This is a genomic window from Curtobacterium poinsettiae, assembly GCF_047226435.1.
GTDB lineage: Bacteria > Actinomycetota > Actinomycetes > Actinomycetales > Microbacteriaceae > Curtobacterium > Curtobacterium poinsettiae.
Genome location: NZ_CP178434.1, coordinates 2,972,819 through 2,994,590 on the forward strand (window position 1 = coordinate 2,972,819; position 21,772 = coordinate 2,994,590).

The window sequence follows — 21,772 nt, forward strand, 5'->3', positions numbered from 1 at the left end:
CGCAGGACCGGCAGGCCCAGCGCACCCGGCGCACCCGGCTGCCCCGGACGGGAGGCCCGCCCAGCGTGAGCAGACCTGCTCACGTGGGGCGGGCCTCCCGTCCGTTGCCCGGCGCCGGTCAGGCGGTCAGCGTCGCGAAGGCGGACCGGTGCCAGACCAGCGGGTTGTGCGCGAAGTCGGACATGAGTCCGAGCACCCGGAGCACCACGATGTCGTGGTCGCCGGCCGGGTAGGTGTGCTCGACCGAGCACTCCAGCCAGATCGGCGCCCCCTGCAGGAACACCGCGCCCGTCTCGGCGACCGTCGTGTCGACACCGACGAACCGGATCGACTTGTCCCGCGATGCGAGCTGCCGGGTGACCTGCGCGTGCCCCTCACCGAGGATCGAGACCCCGATCGTGCCGGCGTCGCGGAGTACCGGCCACGTGGTCGACGTGTGCTGCACGGCGAACATCACGAGCGGTGGGTCCTGTGAGACGCCGACCGTGAACGAGGACGCGACGAGCACGGTCGGTTCGCCGTCGACGACGGCGGAGAGCGCGGCGACACCGCACGGGAACCCGGAGAACGCCTGCTTGAGCGCGGAGCGGTCCGGGGCCTCGGTGGAGTAGGGGCTGATCATGACGCGGTTCCTTCCTGGTGAGCGGCGGCGGCGAGGACGACGTCCTGCCAGCGGGCGAGCCACACGTCGGTCGATGCGGGGTCCGAGTAGTGCTTGTCGTTCAGGTACAGGGCTGGGGCGACGACGGTCGCGCCAAGTTCGACCAGCACCGGTTTGAGGAAGACCTCCGGAGCGAGGGCGTGCGCCGGACCGGCACCGAGCATGAGCGGCACCGCGACGACGCCGGCGAGTCCGTCGCCGGTGCCGAACTGGTCGAGGAACAGCTTGAGCACGCCGGTGTACGTCGCCTTGAACGTCGGCGACGCGACGACGACGAGGTCGGAGCCGGCGACGGTGCGGACGGCGTCCGAGACGGCGGGGTCGCCCCAGCCGAGCAGTCCGGCTCCGAGGTCGATGACGTCGAAGACGTGGTCCGGGGCCCGGCCGGTGAGCCGCTCGAGCACGACCGTCGCGGCGTCGAGTGTCCGTGAGGCCGGCTTGGGGTTGCCGGCGACGACGGTGGTGATCATCGGGGTGCTCCTGTCGATGGGCGGGTGGTGGGTGCTTGGTGCAGTCCACCGCTCGTTCGTTTCGCCGCCGTACCGCGTCCGTATCGGCTGGGTTACGCCAGCTGCCCCGGCCCTGCGGCACCCGAATGTCCCGGTCAGCGGGGCTGCGCGTCCGGGCCGCTCCGCCATTCCGCCAGGCGTCGTCCCCACTGACCGCGCCGGATTGTGAGAGCGTCGTTTCCGGAAGTCGCCTCGGATGGGTCCGGCGTGTTTCGCCCCGCCGTCGCCGGCCCGTCACCGCCCGGATCCGCCCCTGCACGCGGGTCGGTGGCGCAGTCGTCCGCCCCGGATCCGTGGGTCGAACGCCCCTCCGCGTCGGGCGCCGCAGGTGGCCTAACACCAGCGAAACAAACGCCTAACAGGACCGTTACCGGGCGACCCTCTGTCGGCACCCCGCGGCCGTTACATTCGCATCAACCCCACTGCAGCGGCCGGCGTCACCGGCGATCCGCCACACGTCGGCCCCGCCCCGATCCGATGCCCCGCCGCCCGTCCCCGGCTCCCTGCACGCTCCACCCCGCGCCGCGGGGCCTTCGGCGTCCCCGCCGCCCGTCCCCGCACCGGCTCCCCGTCCCCGCACCTTCCCTGCTCCACCCGTCCAGGAGGTCCCCGACCGATGTCGTCCCCCGCACCGTCCCGAACGCGTCCGTCGCGTCCCGTGCTCCTCGCCGCCGCGATCTCCGGCGTGCTCTTCCTGTCCGCGTGCTCCGCCACCTCGACCGCGTCGACGAGCTCCGGTGACGTCACCGCCGGCGTCGAGCACGCCACGAGCCAGATCGAGGCCGCCAGCGTCGACCCGGCGTTCACCTTCGAGGGCGCGCGCTTCGACATGTCGGGGATCGCCGGCAAGACGATCTTCAACATCCCGAACTCGTCAGCCGTCCCGTTCATCACCGCGGTCGACGAGGCCGGCGAGAAGGTCGCCGAGCAGTACGGCGCCAAGTGGATCGAGTACACGAACCAGGGCACACCCACCGAGCACTCCGCCGGCATCGACCAGGCGATCAGCCGCGGAGCCGACATCATCGTGCTGGCGCAGGGTGTCAACGGCGAGCTGATCGTCCCGGCGCTGAAGCGTGCGAAGGCAGCGGGCATCCCCGTGCTGATCAGCCACACCTACCAGACCGGGCAAGCGCTGCCGGACCAGCTGCAGGGGCTCGTGGCCGCACAGGTGACCGCCCCGTTCCACGAAGCCGCGAAGCTCAACGCCGACTGGGCCATCAAGGAGACCAAGGGTCAGGGCGACGTCCTCATCATCACGTCGTCCGAGGTGCCCCCGTCCGACGGCATCGTCACGGCGATGCAGGACGAGTTCGAGGCGCAGTGCGACGGCTGCAAGGTGAAGGTGACCAACGTCCCCGTCGCCGACTGGGCGACGAAGATCTCGTCGACCGTGCAGTCCGCCGTGCAGTCCGACCCGAACCTCGACTACGTCCTGCCGGTCTACGACTCGATGACGCTCTACGTCGAGGCCGGTGTGACCGCTGCCGGCAAGACCGGCCAGGTGTTCACCTCGTCGTACAACGGCACCCCCGCGGTGCTGAAGATCCTGCAGGAGGGCAGCGTCCTCACGATGGACATCGGCGAGAACATGGAGTGGCTCGCCTACGCGACGCTCGACCAGGCCGGCCGTGTCCTGACCGGCACGCCGATCATCGAGGACGGTGACGAGAAGACCCCGCTCAAGGTCTTCACGAAGGACAACGTCGACGCGACCGGCACGCCGCCGGCGCCGAGCAAGGGCTACGGCGACGCGTACAAGACCGGGTACGAAGCGATCTGGGGCGCGGCCGAGTGACCGCCACCCGGGAGGCTCGGCTCGGCTCCGCATCGTCGGCTGCGGTCGTCGGCACGGGTGCGGACACAGCGCCGGTCCTGCGGATCAGCGGGCTCACGAAGCGCTTCGGCGGGCTGACCGCACTGGACGACGTCGACCTCGAGGTCCTGCCGGGCCAGGTGCACGCGCTGCTCGGCGAGAACGGCTCCGGCAAGTCGACCCTCATCAAGGTCCTGTCCGGCACCTACGCGCCGGAACCGGGCGCGACGATCGAGGTCCGTGGCGCCCGGCTGCCACTACCGGTGCCTCCCGGGTACTTCCGCCGTGTGGGGATCAGCTTCGTCCACCAGGACCTCGCACTCGTCCCCTCGCTCGGTGTGACCGAGAACCTGCGGCTCGCGACCGTGGTGGCCGGGCGTGGACCCTTCGTCCGCTGGGGCGCCGAGCACCGTGCCGCGGCCGAGCTGTTCGCGCGGTACGGGGTCGACATCGACCCACGGGCCCGGATCGACGAACTCACCGACACCCAGAAGGCGCTCGTCGCGATCCTGCGGGCCGTCGCCGAGCTGGGCGACGACCGGGCGCTCGTCGTGCTCGACGAGCCGACGGTCTTCCTGCCGAAGGAGGACGCCGACCTGCTCTTCCGGGTCGTGCAGGACCTGGTCGCGGACGGCCGCACCTCGGCGCTGCTGGTGTCGCACGACATGTCCGAGGTCCTCGAACACGCCGACCGTGTCACCGTCCTGCGGGCCGGCCGGGTCCAGGCGCACCGGGACACCGCCACGACGACGGCGGACGAGCTCGTCTCCCTCATCGTCGGACGCGGACTGGACGGTCCCGCCGCCAGGACTCCGCGCCCGGCGACCACCGGCGACGCCGTCGTGACGGTGCGGGACCTGCGGGTCGGCGTCGTCGACGGTCTGTCGTTCGACGTGGCGGACGGCGAGGTCGTCGGCATCACCGGGCTCGCCGGCTCCGGTGTCGAGGACGTGCTGCCCGGCCTGTACGGGGCACGCCCCGCGACGGGCTCGCTCACCGTGCGGCACGACGGGGCGACACCCGCTCCGGTCGACCTGACGCGGGTGACGCCCGGTTCGTCGATCGCCTGCGGCGTCGTCTACGTTCCCGCAGACCGCAAGCGCGAGGGCGGGGCGCTCACCCTGTCCGTCGAGCAGAACGTCACGCTCCCCGTCCTCGGCAAGCTCCGCGGACTGCTCGGCCTCTCGCCCGCGCGGGAACGCGCCCACGTCGCGGGACTCGTCCGCGACTACGACGTCCGACCAGCCGACCCGGCCGCCCTGTTCGGCACGCTGTCGGGCGGCAACCAGCAGAAGGCCGTCCTGGCCAAGTGGATGCAGGACGCCCCGAGGCTCGTGCTGCTGCAGGAGCCGACCCAGGGCATCGACGTCGGGGCACGCGCCGCGATCTTCTCGATGCTTCGACGGAGCGCCGAGCAGGGCGTGACAATCGTCTGCGCCTCCACCGACTACGACCAGCTCGCGCAGGTCTGCGACCGCGTCGTCGTCCTCGCCCAGGGTCGCGTGCACGACGTGCTGACCGACGACCGCGTCGACCGCGACGTCATCGCGGCCGCGGTCGTGGCGAGCCTCGTCGACCGAGATGCCCAGGCGTCACCCACCGGGTCCCCGTCCCCCGCGGGCTCGTCCTCCCCCGATGCCTCCTCCGCAGTCAAGGAGAACGCCTGATGTCCACCACCGCCGACCCCGTCCTCGAGACCTCGATCGTCCGTCCGACCCGCCCGCGCTTCTCGTGGGGGCACACCGAGCGGTACGCGCTGCTCGGCGCCTGGCTCGTCATCGTCATCGCGTTCAGCATCGCGCTGCCCGACACGTACCCGACCCTCGGCAACCTGCAGAACATCCTCGGGTCCCAGTCGGTGCTGCTCATCCTGGCGCTCGGGTTCCTGTTCCCGCTCACCGCCGGTGAGTTCGACCTGTCCGGCGCCTCGACGATGTCGCTCTCCGCGATGACCATCGCCGTGCTCAACGCGAAGATGGACGTCCCGCTCGTGCCCGCGATCGCCGCCGGTCTGGTCATCGGCGTCGTCGTGGGCCTGATCAACGGGCTGCTGACCGTCGGGTTCCGCATCGACTCGTTCATCGTCACCCTCGGCACGTCGACCTTCATGATCGGGATCATCCAGTGGATGAGCGTGTCGTCCTCGGTGACGGGCATCGACCCGGCGCTCGTGCAGGCCACGGTCGGGTGGCGCGGGCTCGCAGGCCTGCCGCTCGCGTTCGTCTACGGCCTGATCGCCACGGTCGTCGTCCTGGTCGTCCTGAGCGCCACCCCGGTCGGCCGACGGCTGCTGTTCGTCGGTACCGGCCGCACCGTCGCGGAACTCTCCGGGCTGAACGTCCGACGGCTCCGGGTCGGTGCGTTCGTGGGCGCCGGCTTCACCGCCGCGGTGGCCGGGGTCGTCTACGCCGGCACCCTCGGCGGCGCCGACCCGTCGAGCGGACAGTCGTTCCTGCTCCCCGCGTTCGCCGCCTGCTACCTCGGTGCGACCGCGATCGTCCCGGGGCGCTTCAACGCGATCGGCACGTTCATCGCCGTGTACTTCCTGTTCTCCGGCGTGGTCGGTCTGCAGATGCTCGGCGCCGACAACTTCGTGCAGCAGCTCTTCTACGGCGGCGCCCTCATCGTCGCCGTCGCCGTCTCGCAGACCATCCGGCGGCACTCCGTCGCGACCGCCGCCAAGGCCGCCGCGAAGCGTCCCTGACCCTGCTCCCCCTTCGACACCCACCACAGAAAGCGAGTTCCCCATGGACATCGGAGTCTTCATCCCGATCGGCAGCAACGGCTGGCTCATCTCCACCACGTCGCCCCAGTACAAGCCGTCGTTCGACCTGAACCTCGAGATCGTGCAGAAGGCCGAGGCGTACGGCTTCGACTTCGCCCTGTCGATGATCAAGCTGCGCGGCTTCGGTGGCCCGAGCGGCTTCTGGGACGAGAACCTCGAGTCCTTCACCCTGATGGCCGGTCTCGCCGCCCGCACCGAACGGATCCGCCTGTTCGCGACGACCGCGGTCCTCACCATCCCGCCGGCGATCGCGGCACGCATGGCGGCGACCGTCGACTCGATCTCGCACGGCCGCTTCGGGCTGAACCTGGTCGCCGGGTGGCAGAAGGCGGAGTACGACCAGATGGGCCTGTGGCCGGGCGACGAGGTGCACTTCAAGCGCCGCTACGCGTACCAGACCGAGTACATGCAGGTGATGAAGGAGCTGTGGGAGACCGGCCGGAGCGACTTCCACGGCGAGTACTTCCAGATGGACGACTGCCGGATGCTGCCGCGGCCGACGTCGCACATCCCGATCGTCTCGGCCGGTCAGTCGTCCCAGGGCATGGCGTTCGCCGCGGAGTACTCGGACTACAACTTCTCGATGGGCGTCGGTGTGAACACCCCGACCGCCTACGCCGAACAGAACCAGGCCCTGCTCGAGGCACGCGAGAAGACCGGCCGTGACGTCGGCTCCTACGTGCTCTTCATGGTGATCGCCGACGAGACCGACGAGGCCGCCCAGGCGAAGTGGGAGCGGTACAGCGACGGGGTCGACGTCGAGGCCATCGCCTGGATGACCGGCCAGGCGCTCACCGACGCCGAGGGCGAGGACGGCAACACGGCCAAGCGGATCTCGCTGCCCGAGGGGGCCGTGAACATGAACATGGGCACGCTCGTCGGCTCCTACGAGCACGTCGCCGCGATGCTCGACGAAGCCGCCGCCGTCGAGGGCACCAAGGGCATCATGCTGGTGTTCGACGACTTCCTGCAGGGGATGGACGACTTCGGCACCCGCATCCAGCCGCTGATGCGCACCCGCGAGGGCGTCGCGTCCGCTGCTCCGAGCGCGGTCACCGCATGAGCGCCGCCGCGAGCCGTCCGGTCATCGAGGTCGCGGTCGTCCAGGCCGGCGAGACCCCCGCTGACGGCGACACCGCACTCGACGAACTCATCGCCCTGTTCGAGCAGGCCGCGGAGGGTGCCGACCTGGTCGTGTTCCCCGAGCTCTGCACCACGCCCTACTTCTGCGGCGTGGTCAACGACAGCCGGAAGTCCTGGGCACAGCCCGTCCCCGGTCCGGCGACCGCCCGCTTCGCGAGCGCGGCGAAGCGTCTGGGCACCGCCGTCGCCTTCGGTCTCTACGAGGACGCGGGCGACGCGCAGTACAACAGTGCGGTGCTCATCGACGCCGACGGCACGCTCGTGCACGGCACCGACGTGCACGGCGACCGCGTGGCGTCGTACCGCAAGACGTCGATCCCGACGAACGCGATCTCCGACGTCGACGAGAAGCACTACTTCGCCGCCGGTGCCGGACCGGTCGTGTTCGACGCGCTCGGCACCCGCTTCGGCATGCTCATCTGCTACGACCGGAGCTTCCCCGAGTACTGGCTCGCGTCACGTGCCGCCGGGGCCGAGGTGATGCTCGTGCTCGTGTCGTCGATGGGCTTCCGCGAGACCCTGTTCACCCAGGAACTGCAGGTCCGTGCGCTCGAGACGCAGACGTGGGTCCTCGCCCCGAACCGCGGCGGCGAAGAAACCGTCGACGGCAAGACCGTCAGCTACTTCGGTCGGTCCTCGGTCGTCTCACCACGGGGTGACCTGGTCGTCTCGGCCCCCGCCCACCAGGCGGGGCCGATCATCCGGGCCACCATCGACGTCGGCGAGGTCTCGGCAGCCCGCCGGGACTTCCCGCTCGGACGTGACCGGCAGCCCGGGGTGTTCCGGTACCTCGCCGACGCCCACGCAGCGGCGGCGGTCCCCGCGTGACGGACGTCGCCGCCCTGGTCCGCGGCACCATCGCACCGCAGCTCGACCGCGCGCTGGCCGCGAGTCGCGCGAACCCGTTGCCCGCGGCTCCGTCGGCGCTGCCCGCGGAACCGGCCCACAGCGCGCAGCTGTTCGGCCGGCTCCTCGGCGCGGCGATCGACGGGGCCCCGGCGCCGACCGCTGCCGGTCCGGACGACGACCTGGCGGTGTGCCGGGCTGCCACCGACCCCGCCGGCGCCTCGGTCGTCGAACTCCTCGCCGCGTACCGGTCCGGCACCACGACCCCTTCCGAGGTCCTCGCCGCACTCGCCCCGCACTGGACGAGCGACGACGTCTGGTCCGATGCCGTCCTGCGCTTGGTGCAGGGGGCCGAGGAAGCCGCCGCCGAGTCCACCCGCCGCTGGGCGGACGACGACGCCCGGCCGCTCGAGGGCATCCCGTTCGCGGTGAAGGACATCATCGACGTCGCGGGGACGATCGTCACGAGCGGCTCGCTCCAGACCGGTGACCGTGTGGCCCCGAAGGACGCCACCGTCGTGGCTCGGCTCCGCTCCGCCGGCGCGATCCCGGTGTTCACGGCGGCCACCACCGAGTTCGCCTGCGGCGGGCCGCACAACGCCCGGTACGGCGCCGTGCGGAACCCGTGGGACCCCGAGCGCTGGACCGGTGGCTCCTCGACCGGGTCGGGTTCGGCGCTGGCCGCCCGGATCGTCCCGCTCGCGCTCGGGTCCGACACCGGCGGATCGATCCGCGTCCCGTCCGCCCTCTGCGGGACCACGGGGATCAAGCCGACGTACGGCCTCGTGCCGCGCACCGGGGTCGCGAGCCTGTCGTGGACGCTCGACCACGTCGGCCCGATGGCACGCTCGGCCGAGGACCTCGCCCTCGTCCTGGCGGTCATCGCCGGTTCCGACGGCGAGGACCCGACGACGTTCCCCACCGTGCCGCTCATCGAGGCCGCGCCCAAACGGGTCGAGGGGCTCCGGATCGGGGTCCCGCTCGACTGGTTCACCGAACGCGTCGACCGCGCGGTGCTCGACGCACACGCCGCGGCGGTCGAGCGCTTCCGCGAGCTCGGCGCGACACTCGTGCCGATCGAGTTCGACGACCTGGAGTCGATCGACTCCGAGTGCTGGACGGTGTTCTACGGGGAGCTCGCCGCGAACCAGGAGGCCAACGCCGACACGGCCGACCTGTTCGACGCCGGCACCCGCGCGCGGTTCGACGTCTCGTTCCTGCCGACCGCGGCGGACTACCTCCGGGCACTCCGCCGTCGCCCGCTCGTGCAGGCCGCGATGGTCGCGCGGATGGACGAAGCCGGCGTGGACGTGGTGCTCACCCCCGGGATCGGCGCCACCGCCCCGCGACTCGACGACCTGACGATGTCGGTCGACGGCGAGCGCCTCAACCTGCACGACGTCATCCCCCGGAACACCCGGCTGTTCGACTACGTGGGGTTCCCCGCGCTGATGATGCCGGCGGGCACCGCGCCGGACGGCCTGCCCGTCGGCGTGCAGCTCGTCGCGCGGCCGTGGGACGACCGCCTCGTGCTGTCCGCGGCCGCCGCCTTCCAGCGGGTCACGACGCACCACCGCCTGGTGCCGCCGTCGTCCGCCGTGCGAGGGCCGACCGATCGGTAGCCGCACCATCGACGAGGGCGCCGCCCGGCGACGCGCCTGGCAGGTGCTCTGCGCGTCGAGCCTGAGCGTCGTCCTCGTCTTCATCTCCTCGAGCGCGCTCCTCATCGCGCTCCCCGACGTCAGCCGTGACCTCGACGCCAGCGCCGTGCAGTCCAGCTGGGTGCTCCTCAGCTACATGCTCACCACGACCACCCTCATCCTGGTCTTCGGGCGCATCGCCGACCTCGTCGGTCGGCGCCGTCTGTACATCGCCGGCATCCTCGTCTTCCTGCTCGCCTCCCTCGCCTGCGGCTTCGCCCCGGACGCCGCGGTGCTGCTCGGTGCCCGACTCGTGCAGGGCGTGGGGGCGGCAGCGATCGTCACCAACACGACCGCGCTGCTCACCGATGTCTTCCCGGAGTCGATCCTGTCGCTCGGCCTCGGCCTGAACGCCACGGTCGCCGCGGTGGGCCAGGTCATCGGGCCCGTCGTGGGCGGGCTGGTCGCCGAGTCGTTCGGGTGGCGGTGGATCTTCCTCGCCGGCGTGCCGATCTCACTGGCCGGACTCATCTGGTCGCTCCGGCTGATCCCGCACAGCACGCGTCCCCCTTCCGGCGAGCGCCTCGACGTGCCGGGGTCAGTCCTGTCCGTCACGGCCGTCGGGCTGCTCGTCGGTGCGGTCTCGACCGGCGGCTCGATCGGCTGGTCGGCCGTGCCCGTCGTCGCGATGACCGCCGGCGCCGTCGTGCTCGGCGGTGTGTTCGTGTGGACGCAACGCCGGGTCGCGCACCCCCTCGTCGACCCGGCGATCTTCCGCGACCGCACCACCATCACCCTGTTCTCCGCCGCCGGGCTGTGCGCCCTGTCCAGCTACGCACTGGTCCTGCTGGCGTCGCTGTCGTTCCAGGCCGTCGACGGCAAGGACGCTGTCGACGCCGCGCTCTGGGTGCTGCCCACGCCCATCGGCACGACGGTCGCAGCGGTGAGCGCCGGGTTCCTCGCCCGCCGGGTCGCCGCGCGGACGCTGTCGACCATCGGCATGCTCCTGATCGCGCTCGGCGCCGCGGTGCTCGCGGTGTCCCTCGCCGACGGCGACGCCTACGCCGTCACCGCCACCGGCCTCGGCGCCGTCGGGGTCGGCACGGGCGTGTTCATGACGCCGAGCACGTCGGCACTGATGACCCGCGTCCCGGAGCACCGCCGCGGCATCGCGAACGCCATCCGTTCGGCCCTGCAGAACGCCGGCTTCCTGTTCTCGACGGCACTCGGCCTCGCGATCGCGACGGGCGGCCTGTCCGCGGCACAGGCGGCTGCGGCCTACGACGGCAGCCTGCTCAGCCTGCCGTCCGGCGACGTCCAGGTGTTCGTCGACGGCGTCCGCGCCGCGGCGCTGACGTTCGCCGGCTGCGCGGCCCTGGGGGCGCTCATCGTCGCGTTCGGGCCGTTCGGGCCTCCCGACCGGGAGGCGCCACTCCGGCCCGACAGGTCGGGGCCGATCCCCGAGCCGGGGGCGTCCACGTGACCGTCCCCACCCTGGCAACGACCACCCACGACGGAAGCAGGACGCCATGACCGACGACCACCAGGACTACGCGGCAGCCGGCTTCACCGGCACGCTGCAGCCAGGACGACGCGCTGCGCTCGTCGTCGTCGACCCGGTCCGCGCCTACGTCGACCCCGACTGCGGGCTCTACGCCGGCGTCGAGGAACCCGTCGAGCGGATGCGGGAGCTCACCACCGCTGCCCGCGCCGCCGGGGTGCACGTGGCGATCACGACGATGGCACTCTCCGCCGACGGGTCCAACGCCGGCGTGTTCTTCCGCAAGGTGCCGGCACTCGCCGCGTACCTGCCCGGCGCGTCGACCGGAGCGTTCGTCGACGGGCTCGAACCGCTCGACGGCGACACCCTGGTGCCCAAGCAGTACCCGAGCGCGTTCTTCGGCACGTCCTTGGCCGCCGACCTCGTCGCCCGCGGCGTCGACACGCTCTTCATCGCGGGGCTGTCGACGAGCGGGTGCATCCGCGCGACCGCCACGGACGCCATGCAGTACGGGTTCGTGCCGATCGTCGTGCGCGAAGCCGTCGGCGACCGGTTGCCGAGCGTGCACGAGGCCAACCTGTTCGACATCGCCGCCAAGATCGGCGAGGTCTGGCCCATGGACCAGGTCCTCGAGCACTGGGACGCGGCATGAGCACCACGACGCGAGTCGAGGCGCCGGTCCGGGGCCGGCCGCGGAGCGCTGCCGTCGGCGAGTCCGTGTACACCGCGTGCGTCGAGATCCTGGCCGAGGGCGACCCCCGCGCGTTCACGATCCGGGCCGTCGCCGACGCGGCCGGCGTGGGTGCGGCGACGATCTACCGGCGGTGGTCGAGCAAGGAGGTCCTGCTCACCGAGACCGTGATCCGGTTGATGGAGGCGCACATCCCGACGGTGCAGGACGCCCCGATCGCCGAGGGTGTCCTGGGACTCACCCGGGGATGGGTGCACGCCCTCGTCGCGACGCCGGTCGGTCGGGCGCTCCCGCTCATCGTGGAGACCGCGTCGCACGAGCCGCGGGTCGCCGAGGCCGTCGCCGAGTGGCACCTGGACCGGCGGCTGCGGGTCAACGCGATGCTGGAGCGGGCGATGGACGCGGGCGACCTGCGACCGGACGTCGACCTCGGCATCGCCGTGGACCTGCTCGGCGGGCCGACGTTCTACCGACGCGTGTTCGTCTCGCTCGACATCCAGGCACCCGACTACCCGGTGCGGCTGGCCCGGGAGTTCCTGCGGTGGGCCGGTTGGACCGGCGACCTGTCGACGGTGGGGGTGACCTCGTGACCGGGACCGTGCCGGAGGGGTTCGCCCCGTCCGCTGCCTGGACCGACATGGGGGTCGGGGCGACACCGTCGACGCCGGGGCACTGGATCGGGTTCAACCGACGATCCGACGCGGCCCGCCAGGTGTCCGACCTGATCCGGGCCGACATCGTCGCGGGGCGGTTCACCGGTCCGCTGCCGTACGAGTGGGAGCTGCTCGACTTGTACGGCACGACGCGGAACGTCCTGCGAGCTGCCCTCGCGTTGCTCAAGGAACAGCGGCTGCTCACCCGTGCGCCGCGATCAGGCACGTTCGGTGTGCGGCCCGTCGCCTCGGTGAGCCTGGCCCGCACGTCCGACGAGGTCACGATCTACGGCGAGACGGCCGGGGGCAGCGTGTTCGAGTCGCCCCGGCTCAGCATCGTGCACCTGTGCGTGCAGCAGGTGACCGCGCCGGAGACCGTCCGGCGCAACCTGGAGATGACCGGCAGCAGCGCGTTCTTCGTCGAGAGCCTCATCTCGTTCGACGGCGAACCGAGCCGGGTCCGGACGAGCTGGGTCCCACACGAGCGGTTCCCCGACCTGGTCGCCGAACCGCTCACCGAGTACGTGCCGGATGTACTCGTCAGGAAGGCCGGCGCGCGGCCGGAGGCACGACGGTTGCTCCTGAGCACCGTGAACGCCGACCAGTGGACGGCCGACCTGCTCGACATCGATCCCGGCCAGGCGATCTTCCACATCGAACGGCTGATGTGCCTTGCCGACGGGACACCCGTCGAGTACGGGTTCTCGCGGTACCGCGGCGACCGGGCGGTGATCGACTCCCGGATCACGTGAGGCACGGGCGGGGATCGTCAGTCCGTGCGCACCGAGAAGACGTCGCCCGGTTGGCAGCCGAGCACCTCGCACAGTCGGGTGAGGGTGGAGAACCGGATCGCGCGGGCCCGGTTGTTCTTGAGCACCGAGAGGTTGACGACGGTCACACCGACGCGGTCGGCGAGCTCGGTCAGGGTCATCCCCCGCGCGGCCAGCAGATCGTCGAGGTGACAGACGACCGCGTGGCCGTCCTCCTGTTCCGGGGGCATCAGACCAGCCCGGCCTGGTCCCGCACCATCCGCTGCGAGGCGGTGAGCGCGAACCGGAAGCAGACGACGACGAGCAGGCCGAGGTACACGGGCAGGAACTGGTGATCGACCACCGGCGTGGGCAGGTACCCGTCCCAGCCGAGCCCGGACACGACCCAGTTCCACCCCATCCGGCGGACGAACGACGGCAGGAACCCGGCGGCCAGCACCGCGCCGGCGAGCCAGTCGAGGATCCGGGTGGTCGAGCGGTCGAAGAGCCCGCCGCGCGAGATCTTCCAGGCCACCGCCGCCACCAGGGCGATCAGGACGCTGACGAGCAGGACCTCGAGGGCGTCGCCGACGCGGATGCACCCGATCGCACCACCCGGCACGTCGGCGACCGGCGCCCGGAGCACGAGCTGGTCGGACGTCACCGTCGCGCCACCCGGGGGCTGCGGGATGGCCCTCGTCTCACGCATCCGGATCGGCACCGCCACCGTGCCCGAGGTGATCGACTGGACGAGCTGTTCGACGTACCGCCAGACGACGAACACGATGCCGATGGCGCACGAAACGACGTAGGCCAAGTAGGAGTTCCGCCCGCGGGGCGGTTCGTAGACGGGTGTGGTCATGGCTGCTTCCCCTGTCGATCATCGATACCATCGAATTTCGATGCAACGATAAACGATGGGTCCGGCTCGGGCAAGCCCCTACAGCAGCCCGAACGCCGCCTGCACGCCGAGGCTCGTCCCCGCCACCAGGACCCAGAGCGCGATGCCGAGCAGCATCGGACGGAACCCGGCACGTCGCAGCGCCGCGAAGTCCGTCGAGCAGCCGATCGCGGCGAGCGCCACCGTGATGAGGAACGAGGCGGCGGTCGCGAACCCCGGTGCCACGGACGCGGGCAGGACCCCGACCGTCCGGAGCAGCACCACCACGAGGAACCCGATCAGGAACCACGGCACCAAGCGGAACACGCGGAATCCGCGGCCCGACCCCGAGGCGGGGGCGAGTTGCTCGCGGGAGGCGCGGCGGGCCTCCAGTCCGGCCAGCCCGATGACGATCGGGATGATCATCAGGGTGCGCACCAGCTTCACGACGACCGCGGTGTCGGTCGCCTGGCGACCGTAGACGGTCGCGGTGGCGACGACGGACGACGTGTCGTTCACGGCGGTGCCCGCGAAGACGCCGAAGGCGTGCTGGCTGAGGCCGAGGGCGTGCCCGAGCAGCGGGAAGGCGAAGACGGCGGCGATGTTGCAGAGGAAGATCGTGGACATCGCGTAGGCGACGTCGGCGCTCACCGCGCCGATGACCGGCGTGACGGCGGCGATCGCCGAGGCGCCGCAGATGCCGGTCCCGACGCCGATCAGGGTGCGGAGCGCGCCCGACACCCGGAGCAGTCGACCGATCCCCCACGCGGCCACCAGGCAGACGACGAGCGTCGCGAGCATCACCGGCAGGGTCTCACCGCCGATGCGCAGCACCTCGCCGATGGACAGCTGCGCGCCGAGCAGGACCACCGCGAACTGCAGCACCCGGCTGGACGAGAACTTCACCCCGGGGGCGAGCACCGCGAGTGTGCCACCGGTGCGACGCCGGACGAGCCACCCCACCACGGCACCGATCAGGACGGCGGGGACGGGGCCGCCGACCACCGGGACGACCCGGCCGACCAGGGTGGCGACGATGCCGATCGCGACGGCGAGGGCGACACCGGGGGCGGCTGCACGGACGGACTGCATGAGGACAGCATGTCGTGCCGGCAGATGCCGCGCTCGCGGAACGGGCGTCACCGCGACGGGCAGCGCCCGATCGTCACTGAGCGGGCGGGGTGTCACCCGTCATGTCGACGCGGCCGGTCTCGTCGTTCCAGGTGAAGGTGGCCGTGGTCCGGCCGGAGGGTGCTGCGTTCGGTTCGCCCGCCTTCGCGAACTTGTAGGTCACCGTCACGGCCGACTCGCTCCGTCGTTCGATCGTCGGCTCGAAGGCGTACTGCTCGGCAGTGGCGGTGCCGAGGTACCGGCCTTCGTGGAACAGCAGGATCGCGTACGGGGAGCCGGCTGTGGCGAACTCGGGTTCGACCACGGACCAGGACAGCGGCGCGCAGGCGTCGTAGCCGGAGTAGTCGGCGTTCGCGGCGTCCCACTTCGCGTCCTCGAGTCCGGCGGGCAGCGGCAGGGCCGCGATGCCCGCGGCAGCAGCCTCGGCGCCGCTCGTCGGCCCGCAGGTCGGGGTCGGGGTCGGCGTCGGCGTGCTCGCGGCGTCGGAGGGCGGGGCGGTGACGGTCTCGGTCACGGTCGGGGTCGCCGCGCTGCCGTCCGCCCCGTCCGCGCCGGAGCACCCCGTCAGCAGTGCGGCCAGGGTCGCAGTGGTCAGGATCAGGGCGGTTCTCGTCAGGCGCATCCCTCCACGCTGCCTGCGCCGCCGAACGGTCGCCCGCATCGTTACCGGGATGTGTCCCTCCGGACGCTGCAGCGGTGTGCCTGTGGCGTCCGCCGGCGTGCTGCCACACTGCTCCCATGCGGGGGATGCACCAGGGGACCGTCCGGGTCGAGGTCCGGGACGACCAGATCGACGGACCACACGGGCCGGTCCCCGTCCGTCGGTACCGACCGGCCGATCCGAGCGCCAGCACGGGAGCCCCGACCCTGGTCTGGGTCCACGGCGGCGGGTTCTTCCGGGGCGACCTCGAACTGCCCGAGTCCGACGCCGTCGCACGGGCACTCGCCGAGCGCGGGCTGCCGGTCGTGACCGTCGGCTACCGCCTCGGACCGCTGCCCGGGCTGCCCTGGCTCGGCCGGGGTGGACCACGTGGGCGACGACGGGCACCGCACGCGCGGGACGAGATCGTCGCCGTCCTCCACCACCTGCAGGACGAGGCACCCTCGGGTCTGCTGCTCGGCGGGGCGAGCGCCGGTGCGTGCTTGGCGGCCTCCGCGGTCGCGACCGCCCCGGCACTGGTCGGCCTCGTGCTGACCTACGGGTTCTTCCACGCCCGACTCCCCCGCGACCGGGCGGTGCGGCGACTCGTCCGCGGACACCGGTGGTTCACGCACGCCCCGGTGCTGTTGGACCTGAGCAACCGGGCGTACGCGGGCGGCCACCCCGCTGCGGTCTACCCGGCGTCCGACGACCTCACCCGGTTCCCTCGCACCCTGATGGTCGACGCCGAGCGGGACGTGATGCGCGGGTCGGGGGAACGCTTCGCGGGCGAGCTCGAGCACGCGGGCGTCCCCGTCGAACGTCACGTCCTGCCGGACAGCCGTCACGCGTTCCTCAACCGACCCGGCACGCGGGACTTCGACGACGCGATCGACCGCATCGCCGCGTGGGCGGATCGGACACCCGACCACCGGACGGCCGACCACCACACGCCCATCCGCTGAGCGCTCTTCCACGGACGAACGGCGGACATCGGGGAACGCCGCGCCCGAGGCGGACGTACTCTGGGAACGGAAGCAACGGCGGTTCCGAATCCCCTTCGCCACGCTTCCCCCGTGGCGCCTCACCACCGTGACGAAGAGTTCCATCGTGACCGAACACCTCATCGAGTACGTCGCCCGCGACCGCACGGGCATCACCGCCGTCGTGACACCGACCGGTGTCATCGACGTGGACACCGTGATCCAGCACATCCGCGCCGGCCACGCGGGGTACTACGTGGCTGCCGACTCGTGGAAGCGCGCGCCGGTCCGGAGCATGTCGTTCATCGGCGGGACCTACCTGTTCGCGAACTGGGACGGCTCGAAGCGGAACATGCTGCACGACCTGGCGTTCCGGTCGCCGACCCGCTCGATCGAGACGATCCACGAGCCGGAGTCCCGGTTCTCGCGGTTCCTCGACGCACTGTTCGGCAAGCGGACGCCGCAGCGCTGACCCTCGGCAACCGGCCCATGGGAGCATTGCCGGACAGACAGAAGGGGGAGCACATGCTCGCACGAGAGGTGTCCGAGAAGCGGTTCCGACCGACCAAGTTCCGCGACGGGTACGACCAGCGCCAGGTCGATGCGTTCCTCGACCGGATCCAGGCCACCCTGACCGGGTACGAGCAGCGGCGGCCCGTCGACCCGCTCACGCCGGAACAGGTCATGGATGTGCGGTTCCAGCCGACGAAGTTCCGCGAGGGGTACGACCAGGGGCAGGTCGACGACTTCCTCGACGAGGTCGTCGTCGCACTGCGCCAGCACGGCGCCCGCTGAAACGGTCACCGGCGGTGCAGGTGACCGCCTGGAGGCGCGGCGTGCGTCACGGACGCAGGTCGCGCCTCCAGGCGGTCGCGTCGGTCAGCGGACCGACTTGATGGGCAGGATCACCAGGGCACCCAGGATGACGGCGACGCCGGCACCCCAGAGCATGAGCGTGTAGTTCTGGCCGCCACCGATGCCGAGCAGGAACAGGCCGACGGCGGGGGCGAGTGACTGCGGCAACGCGTTCGCGATGTTGATGACGCCGAGGTCCTTGCCAGGGCGCTCCGGGTCGGGCAGCACGTCGACGACCAGGGCCGTGTCGATGGCGGCGTAGATGCCGAAGGCGAAGCCCAGGACGATCTCGGCGAAGTAGAACCCGCCGACCGTGTCGACGTGGGCCAGGATCACCAGACCGACGGCGGTCATGGCCGTCGAGCCCCAGACGAAGACCTTGCGACGTTGGATCCGGTCGGACACCCAGCCGGAGACCGCTGCGCTGACGAGCAGGGCGATCGTGTACAGGAGCACGCCGAACGCGACGACCCCGACCGCCTCGCCCTGCGGGAGCCCGATGCGGTCCTGCATGTACAGGAGTCGGTACGTCGTGAACATGAACGTGCCGAAGGTGATGAGGAAGCGGCCCCACCAGGCGAGCCCGAAGTCGCGGTGCTTGATCGGGTTCGTCCAGAACGAGCTGATCAGGTTGACCCAGCTGAAGGGCTTGACCGGAGTCGTCGGCAGGTCGTCACGGGCGACGAACGAGTAGACGAGGACCGCGACGATCGCCAGGACACCCGGTGCGATGAACAGGACCGGCAGGTTGCCGACCAGGTACACGGCCAGGTAGAGCCCGGCGAGGATCGCGATGTTCTGCGCCAGCGCGATGACGCTCGAGGCCTTGCCGCGCTGGAACTCCGGCACGTTGTCGGCGAAGCTCGCCGTCAGGGTCGAGAGCACCGCGTTGGCAGAGACCTGCGCGAGCACCCAGGCCAGGGTGAGTTGCAGCACGTCGGGCGAGAACGCGAGCCAGGCGAGGGAGCCGACGAAGACCACGACACCGCCGACCATCCACGGGCGACGACGACCCCACCGCGTGCGGGTGCGGTCGGAGAGCGCACCGAACAGCGGGTTGGCGAACAGGGCACCGAGCGCTCCGAACGGCAGGACCGAGCCGACGACGGTCTCGGGGCTCGTCGGGTTCAGCTCCGTGGCCTTGATCGACATGCTCACGAAGACGGGGGTGAGCAGGGCGACGAACAGGCCGAACTGGGCGAAGCTCAGGCCCCAGAGGTACCCGCGACCCACCCGGACGGTGCTGACGGACTGTGTGATGCCCTCGACCGAGAACGCTCGGGACGCAGCAGCGTCCGTGGCGGTGGCTCCGGCGGCTGCGGTGACCGCGGGGGACGCGGTCCCGGCGATGCCGCGTGTGGGTTCTTCCTTCGACGACGGTGTCGACATGACTCCTCCTCGAGTCATAGGGGGCTTCGGGGCCCTCGAATACCTAGCGCTGCTAGGTGATCGGGACTGTAGCACCGGAAACCGCAGGCCGGAAGGTTTTGCTCTGATTGTTTCGTCGGTGCGGATGCGTGCCGACGAAGAACGACACCGCCGTTGTCGGAGGACAACGACGGTGTCGTTCTGCATCGACCCGCAGGCCGAAAAGGAGCGCCTACTGCTCGCCGTCCTCTTCCGGGTTGAAGTGCGAGTCGTCGCCCGAGTGGCCCGCGGCCAGGCCGTCGGGGTTGTTCGGGATGGTGTTGTCGTCGCCGAGGCCGCCCGGCTTCTCGGTGCCCTCGGGGTCGTTCTTCGGGGCGTCGTGCGTGTTGCTGCTGTCGGTCATGAGCTGCTCCAGTGCAGGGATCGACCCGGCGGCACCGCCACCGGGGTACTGAGGACTCGGACAGTACGTGCCCCGCCTCGGAATCCACCGTCCGAGCGGGGGAAGCGGATGACACGGGCCGGGGCTCTCGGTAGATTGTTCAACAACCCGCGACGACAGGGAGCACCCGTGACGACGATCGACCTGAACAGCGACCTCGGCGAGGGCTTCGGCGCCTGGGCCATGGGCGACGACACCGCGATGCTCGACGTCGTCTCGAGCGCCAACGTCGCGTGCGGGTTCCACGCCGGCGACCCGACGATCATGCTCACCACCGCCCGCGCCGCCGCGGAACGCGGTGTGGCGATCGGCGCCCACGTGGCCTACCGGGACCTGATCGGCTTCGGCCGCCGCCCCGTGCACGTCACACCGGACGAGCTGTACGCCGACGTCGTCCACCAGCTCGGGGCGATGGCGGCCACCGCGCACGTCGCCGGCGCGGCCGTCACCTACGTCAAGCCGCACGGCGCCCTGTACAACACCGCCTGCGCCGACCCGGTGCAGGCCGAGGCGGTCGTCCGCGCCGTCGCCGACGTCGACCCGTCGCTCGCCGTGCTGGCGTTGCCCGGGTCGGAACTGCTGCTGGCGGCCGAACGACACGGGCTCCGCGCCGTGAGCGAGTCCTTCGCCGACCGCGCCTACGAACCCGACGGCTCGCTGGTGTCCCGGAAGCAGCCGGGGTCGGTGCTGCACGACCCGGACGAGGTCGCGGCGAGGGTGCTCCGCATGGTCACCGACGGCGTCGCGATCGCCGTCGACGGGTCCGAGATCGCGGTGCGTGCCGACTCGGTGTGCGTGCACGGCGACTCCCCCGACGCGGTCGCGATGGCCCGTGCGATCCGAGCACTCCTGACCGAGCACGGCGTGACGATCGCGCCGTTCGTGTTGCCCGCACCGCTCGCGCCGTGACGGGTCCCGACGTCCGCTCCGCTGGCGGCACCGCACTCCTCGCCACGTTCGAGTCCCTCGCCGAGGTCGTCGCCTTCCGCGCCGGGCTCGACGAGGCCTCCCTGCCCGGCCTGACCGAGGTCGTCTCCGGCGCCCGGACGCTGCTGTTCCGGTTCGACCCCGCGACGACGGACGCCGGTCGGCTCCGCTCGGAGCTGGCGCACGTCATCCCGGTCAGCGCCACGCTCGAAGCGCACGACGCCGAACCGCTCGTCATCCCCGTCACCTACGACGGCGAGGACCTCGACACCGTCACCGAACTGACCGGCATGCGGCGCGACGAACTCGTGGCGTGGCACACCGGGCAGCTCTGGACGAGCGCCTTCTGTGGCTTCGCCCCGGGCTTCAGCTACCTGACCGGCAGCGATCGACCGCTCGACCTGCCCCGCCGCAGCACCGCCCGCACGGCCGTCCCGAGCGGTGCCGTCGCGGTGGCCGGCGAGTTCAGCGCCGTCTACCCGCGGACCTCGCCCGGCGGCTGGCAGCTCATCGGCCGCACCGACGTGCCGATGTGGTCGCTCGAGCGCACGCCCCCGGCGCTCGCGCCAGCCGGCACCCTCGTCCGCTTCGTCGTGGCGGGTGCGGCATGAGCGCGCTGACCGTCGTGCAGGTCGGCTACGGCGTGACCACGCAGGACCTCGGTCGCCCGGGCTTCAGCGACATGGGCCTCGGGGCGGCCGGCGCGGCCGACCGCGGGTCCGCGGCACTCGCCAACCGACTGGTCGGCAACCGTGCCGACGCGGCCGTCCTGGAGGCCGTGCTCGGCTCCGTCACGCTCCGCACCGACGCGTACGTGGTGGCGGCCGCCACCGGCGCGGCCTGCCCGGTCGAGGTCGAGCGGGCGGACGGATCGGTCCGCGGGGCGGCCTCGCACGAGGTGCTGCTGCTGGCCCCGGGCGACACGCTCCGTATCGGCACCGCGACCGTGGGCCTGCGCGCCTACATCGCGGTCCTCGGGGGCTTCGCGGTGGAACCGGTGCTCGGCAGCCGCTCGTGGGACTCCCTGGCGCGCCTCGGTCCGCCGCCGCTGTCGGCCGGCGACCTCCTGCCGGTCGGCGGAGCCCGGGTCTCGTGGCCGGTCGTCGACGCGGTGCCGCAGCCCGAACCGCGGTGGCCGGACGAGCCGGTCGTGCTCGACGTGGTGCCCGGGCCGCGCGACGACTGGTTCACCCCGGAGTGGCGATCGACCCTGACCGGTCAGGACTTCGCCGTCAGTGCGGACAGCGACCGCGTGGGGGTCCGCACCACGGCTGCGACGCCGCTCGCCCGCTCCGTGACACGCGAGCTGCCGAGCGAGGGTGTCGAGACGGGATCGCTGCAGGTGCCGCCCGAGGGGTTCCCCGTGCTGTTCCTCGCCGACCACCCGGTCACCGGCGGCTACCCGGTCGTCGCGGTCCTGACGCCCCGGTCGGTCGACCGTGCCGCGCAGCTCCGGCCTGGTGATCCGCTCCGGTTCCGCATCCTCGACTGACCGACCCGGAACAAGCGCAGGGGGTCCGGAGTTGGCTTGGACACCGCTGACGAAAGGTTC

The 21,772-nt window shown here is 71.7% G+C and carries 23 protein-coding genes and 2 pseudogenes; 17 read left to right on the forward strand and 8 right to left on the reverse strand.

All coding sequences use genetic code 11. The annotated features are described in order from the left end of the window. Positions 1–118: 118 nt before the first annotated feature. Together ACL00U_RS13950 and ACL00U_RS13955 are read right to left on the reverse strand one after the other, a co-directional pair. Positions 119–622 (reverse strand): flavin reductase family protein, encoded by a 504-nt coding sequence (locus ACL00U_RS13950; RefSeq protein ID WP_017886837.1) that lies wholly within the window; start codon positions 620–622, stop codon positions 119–121. Next, positions 619–1,131, reverse strand: coding sequence for an NADPH-dependent FMN reductase (locus tag ACL00U_RS13955; protein ID WP_412873514.1), 513 nt, complete (start codon positions 1,129–1,131; stop codon positions 619–621). The genes ACL00U_RS13950 and ACL00U_RS13955 overlap by 4 nt, the downstream gene beginning before the upstream one ends. Positions 1,132–1,786: 655 nt before the next feature. Between ACL00U_RS13955 and ACL00U_RS13960 the strand changes: the two genes are divergently transcribed. The 10 genes from ACL00U_RS13960 to ACL00U_RS14005 are packed head-to-tail and all read left to right on the forward strand — an operon-like array spanning position 1,787 to position 12,997. Next, positions 1,787–2,968: a sugar ABC transporter substrate-binding protein gene (locus ACL00U_RS13960; RefSeq protein ID WP_284760580.1), complete on the forward strand. Its 1,182-nt coding sequence runs from the start codon at positions 1,787–1,789 to the stop codon at positions 2,966–2,968. Further along, complete coding sequence (locus tag ACL00U_RS13965) at positions 2,965–4,653, forward strand: sugar ABC transporter ATP-binding protein (RefSeq protein ID WP_259494116.1); 1,689 nt, start codon at positions 2,965–2,967, stop codon at positions 4,651–4,653. The genes ACL00U_RS13960 and ACL00U_RS13965 overlap by 4 nt, the downstream gene beginning before the upstream one ends. After that, complete coding sequence (locus ACL00U_RS13970; protein WP_412873515.1) at positions 4,653–5,690, forward strand: ABC transporter permease; 1,038 nt, start codon at positions 4,653–4,655, stop codon at positions 5,688–5,690. The genes ACL00U_RS13965 and ACL00U_RS13970 overlap by 1 nt, the downstream gene beginning before the upstream one ends. Positions 5,691–5,733: 43 nt before the next feature. Continuing rightward, complete coding sequence (gene rutA, locus ACL00U_RS13975; protein ID WP_042540642.1) at positions 5,734–6,834, forward strand: pyrimidine utilization protein A; 1,101 nt, start codon at positions 5,734–5,736, stop codon at positions 6,832–6,834. Next, entirely contained in the window at positions 6,831–7,742 is a 912-nt protein-coding gene (locus ACL00U_RS13980) for a carbon-nitrogen hydrolase family protein (RefSeq protein WP_412873516.1), read from the forward strand. The genes rutA and ACL00U_RS13980 overlap by 4 nt, the downstream gene beginning before the upstream one ends. After that, entirely contained in the window at positions 7,739–9,382 is a 1,644-nt protein-coding gene (locus ACL00U_RS13985; RefSeq protein WP_412873517.1) for an amidase, read from the forward strand. The genes ACL00U_RS13980 and ACL00U_RS13985 overlap by 4 nt, the downstream gene beginning before the upstream one ends. A gap of 43 nt (positions 9,383–9,425) precedes the next feature. Continuing rightward, positions 9,426–10,883: an MFS transporter gene (locus ACL00U_RS13990; protein WP_412873518.1), complete on the forward strand. Its 1,458-nt coding sequence runs from the start codon at positions 9,426–9,428 to the stop codon at positions 10,881–10,883. A 46-nt stretch (positions 10,884–10,929) separates the two neighbouring features. Then, positions 10,930–11,553: an isochorismatase family protein gene (locus ACL00U_RS13995; RefSeq protein WP_071251251.1), complete on the forward strand. Its 624-nt coding sequence runs from the start codon at positions 10,930–10,932 to the stop codon at positions 11,551–11,553. Continuing rightward, positions 11,550–12,182, forward strand: a complete 633-nt coding sequence (locus ACL00U_RS14000) for a TetR/AcrR family transcriptional regulator (protein ID WP_412873519.1) — start codon at positions 11,550–11,552, stop codon at positions 12,180–12,182. Before ACL00U_RS13995 ends, ACL00U_RS14000 begins: the two co-directional genes overlap by 4 nt. Continuing rightward, positions 12,179–12,997 (forward strand): GntR family transcriptional regulator, encoded by an 819-nt coding sequence (locus ACL00U_RS14005; RefSeq protein WP_071251254.1) that lies wholly within the window; start codon positions 12,179–12,181, stop codon positions 12,995–12,997. Before ACL00U_RS14000 ends, ACL00U_RS14005 begins: the two co-directional genes overlap by 4 nt. A gap of 17 nt (positions 12,998–13,014) precedes the next feature. Here ACL00U_RS14005 and ACL00U_RS14010 read toward each other — a convergent pair whose 3' ends face one another. The 4 genes from ACL00U_RS14010 to ACL00U_RS14025 all read right to left on the reverse strand — a co-directional run bounded on the left by ACL00U_RS14010 (position 13,015) and on the right by ACL00U_RS14025 (position 15,627). After that, on the reverse strand, positions 13,015–13,245 hold the full coding sequence (locus ACL00U_RS14010; protein ID WP_017886849.1) for a helix-turn-helix domain-containing protein: 231 nt from the start codon (positions 13,243–13,245) through the stop codon (positions 13,015–13,017). Beyond that, the gene (locus ACL00U_RS14015) at positions 13,245–13,856 is read right to left on the reverse strand and encodes a hypothetical protein (protein ID WP_056070005.1); all 612 of its coding nucleotides are present in this window, start codon (positions 13,854–13,856) and stop codon (positions 13,245–13,247) included. The genes ACL00U_RS14010 and ACL00U_RS14015 overlap by 1 nt, the downstream gene beginning before the upstream one ends. 78 nt (positions 13,857–13,934) lie before the next feature. After that, positions 13,935–14,966 (reverse strand): YeiH family protein, encoded by a 1,032-nt coding sequence (locus tag ACL00U_RS14020; RefSeq protein ID WP_017886851.1) that lies wholly within the window; start codon positions 14,964–14,966, stop codon positions 13,935–13,937. A gap of 73 nt (positions 14,967–15,039) precedes the next feature. Beyond that, complete coding sequence (locus ACL00U_RS14025; protein ID WP_140448778.1) at positions 15,040–15,627, reverse strand: LppP/LprE family lipoprotein; 588 nt, start codon at positions 15,625–15,627, stop codon at positions 15,040–15,042. 125 nt (positions 15,628–15,752) lie between these two features. Between ACL00U_RS14025 and ACL00U_RS14030 the strand changes: the two genes are divergently transcribed. The 4 genes and pseudogenes from ACL00U_RS14030 to ACL00U_RS14045 all read left to right on the forward strand — a co-directional run. Further along, positions 15,753–16,610, forward strand: coding sequence for an alpha/beta hydrolase (locus tag ACL00U_RS14030; RefSeq protein WP_412873520.1), 858 nt, complete (start codon positions 15,753–15,755; stop codon positions 16,608–16,610). Positions 16,611–16,755: 145 nt separating this feature from the next. Then, complete coding sequence (locus ACL00U_RS14035; RefSeq protein WP_056069993.1) at positions 16,756–17,100, forward strand: hypothetical protein; 345 nt, start codon at positions 16,756–16,758, stop codon at positions 17,098–17,100. Between the two features lie 53 nt (positions 17,101–17,153). Further along, positions 17,154–17,249 (forward strand): annotated as a pseudogene (locus ACL00U_RS14040) (DivIVA domain-containing protein); the annotation flags it as partial. A 9-nt stretch (positions 17,250–17,258) separates the two neighbouring features. Then, positions 17,259–17,408 (forward strand): annotated as a pseudogene (locus ACL00U_RS14045) (DivIVA domain-containing protein); the annotation flags it as partial. Between the two features lie 99 nt (positions 17,409–17,507). Here the strand turns inward: ACL00U_RS14045 and ACL00U_RS14050 are convergent. Next, positions 17,508–18,872: an MFS transporter gene (locus ACL00U_RS14050; protein WP_052481922.1), complete on the reverse strand. Its 1,365-nt coding sequence runs from the start codon at positions 18,870–18,872 to the stop codon at positions 17,508–17,510. A 211-nt stretch (positions 18,873–19,083) separates the two neighbouring features. Beyond that, on the reverse strand, positions 19,084–19,254 hold the full coding sequence (locus tag ACL00U_RS14055; protein WP_017886857.1) for a hypothetical protein: 171 nt from the start codon (positions 19,252–19,254) through the stop codon (positions 19,084–19,086). A 168-nt stretch (positions 19,255–19,422) separates the two neighbouring features. Between ACL00U_RS14055 and ACL00U_RS14060 the strand changes: the two genes are divergently transcribed. The 3 genes from ACL00U_RS14060 to ACL00U_RS14070 are packed head-to-tail and all read left to right on the forward strand — an operon-like array spanning position 19,423 to position 21,712. After that, positions 19,423–20,202 carry a LamB/YcsF family protein gene (locus ACL00U_RS14060; protein WP_056069985.1) on the forward strand — a complete coding sequence of 260 codons (780 nt, stop codon included), beginning with the start codon at positions 19,423–19,425 and terminating at the stop codon, positions 20,200–20,202. Further along, entirely contained in the window at positions 20,199–20,831 is a 633-nt protein-coding gene (locus ACL00U_RS14065; RefSeq protein WP_071251265.1) for a 5-oxoprolinase subunit B family protein, read from the forward strand. Before ACL00U_RS14060 ends, ACL00U_RS14065 begins: the two co-directional genes overlap by 4 nt. Further along, positions 20,828–21,712, forward strand: coding sequence for a biotin-dependent carboxyltransferase family protein (locus ACL00U_RS14070; protein WP_071251267.1), 885 nt, complete (start codon positions 20,828–20,830; stop codon positions 21,710–21,712). The genes ACL00U_RS14065 and ACL00U_RS14070 overlap by 4 nt, the downstream gene beginning before the upstream one ends. Positions 21,713–21,772: the final 60 nt, after the last annotated feature.

Coding starts and splice junctions, on each gene's coding strand:
- ACL00U_RS14070 (WP_071251267.1), top strand. CDS start 20,828: ATGAGCGCGCTGACCGTCGTGCAGGTCGGCTACGGCGTGACCACGCAG.
- ACL00U_RS14000 (WP_412873519.1), top strand. CDS start 11,550: ATGAGCACCACGACGCGAGTCGAGGCGCCGGTCCGGGGCCGGCCGCGG.
- ACL00U_RS14015 (WP_056070005.1), bottom strand. CDS start 13,856: ATGACCACACCCGTCTACGAACCGCCCCGCGGGCGGAACTCCTACTTG.
- ACL00U_RS14020 (WP_017886851.1), bottom strand. CDS start 14,966: ATGCAGTCCGTCCGTGCAGCCGCCCCCGGTGTCGCCCTCGCCGTCGCG.
- ACL00U_RS14055 (WP_017886857.1), bottom strand. CDS start 19,254: ATGACCGACAGCAGCAACACGCACGACGCCCCGAAGAACGACCCCGAG.
- rutA (WP_042540642.1), top strand. CDS start 5,734: ATGGACATCGGAGTCTTCATCCCGATCGGCAGCAACGGCTGGCTCATC.
- ACL00U_RS13950 (WP_017886837.1), bottom strand. CDS start 622: ATGATCAGCCCCTACTCCACCGAGGCCCCGGACCGCTCCGCGCTCAAG.
- ACL00U_RS13995 (WP_071251251.1), top strand. CDS start 10,930: ATGACCGACGACCACCAGGACTACGCGGCAGCCGGCTTCACCGGCACG.
- ACL00U_RS14010 (WP_017886849.1), bottom strand. CDS start 13,245: ATGCCCCCGGAACAGGAGGACGGCCACGCGGTCGTCTGTCACCTCGAC.
- ACL00U_RS14030 (WP_412873520.1), top strand. CDS start 15,753: ATGCACCAGGGGACCGTCCGGGTCGAGGTCCGGGACGACCAGATCGAC.
- ACL00U_RS13980 (WP_412873516.1), top strand. CDS start 6,831: ATGAGCGCCGCCGCGAGCCGTCCGGTCATCGAGGTCGCGGTCGTCCAG.
- ACL00U_RS13960 (WP_284760580.1), top strand. CDS start 1,787: ATGTCGTCCCCCGCACCGTCCCGAACGCGTCCGTCGCGTCCCGTGCTC.
- ACL00U_RS13955 (WP_412873514.1), bottom strand. CDS start 1,131: ATGATCACCACCGTCGTCGCCGGCAACCCCAAGCCGGCCTCACGGACA.
- ACL00U_RS14025 (WP_140448778.1), bottom strand. CDS start 15,627: ATGCGCCTGACGAGAACCGCCCTGATCCTGACCACTGCGACCCTGGCC.
- ACL00U_RS13970 (WP_412873515.1), top strand. CDS start 4,653: ATGTCCACCACCGCCGACCCCGTCCTCGAGACCTCGATCGTCCGTCCG.
- ACL00U_RS14050 (WP_052481922.1), bottom strand. CDS start 18,872: ATGTCGACACCGTCGTCGAAGGAAGAACCCACACGCGGCATCGCCGGG.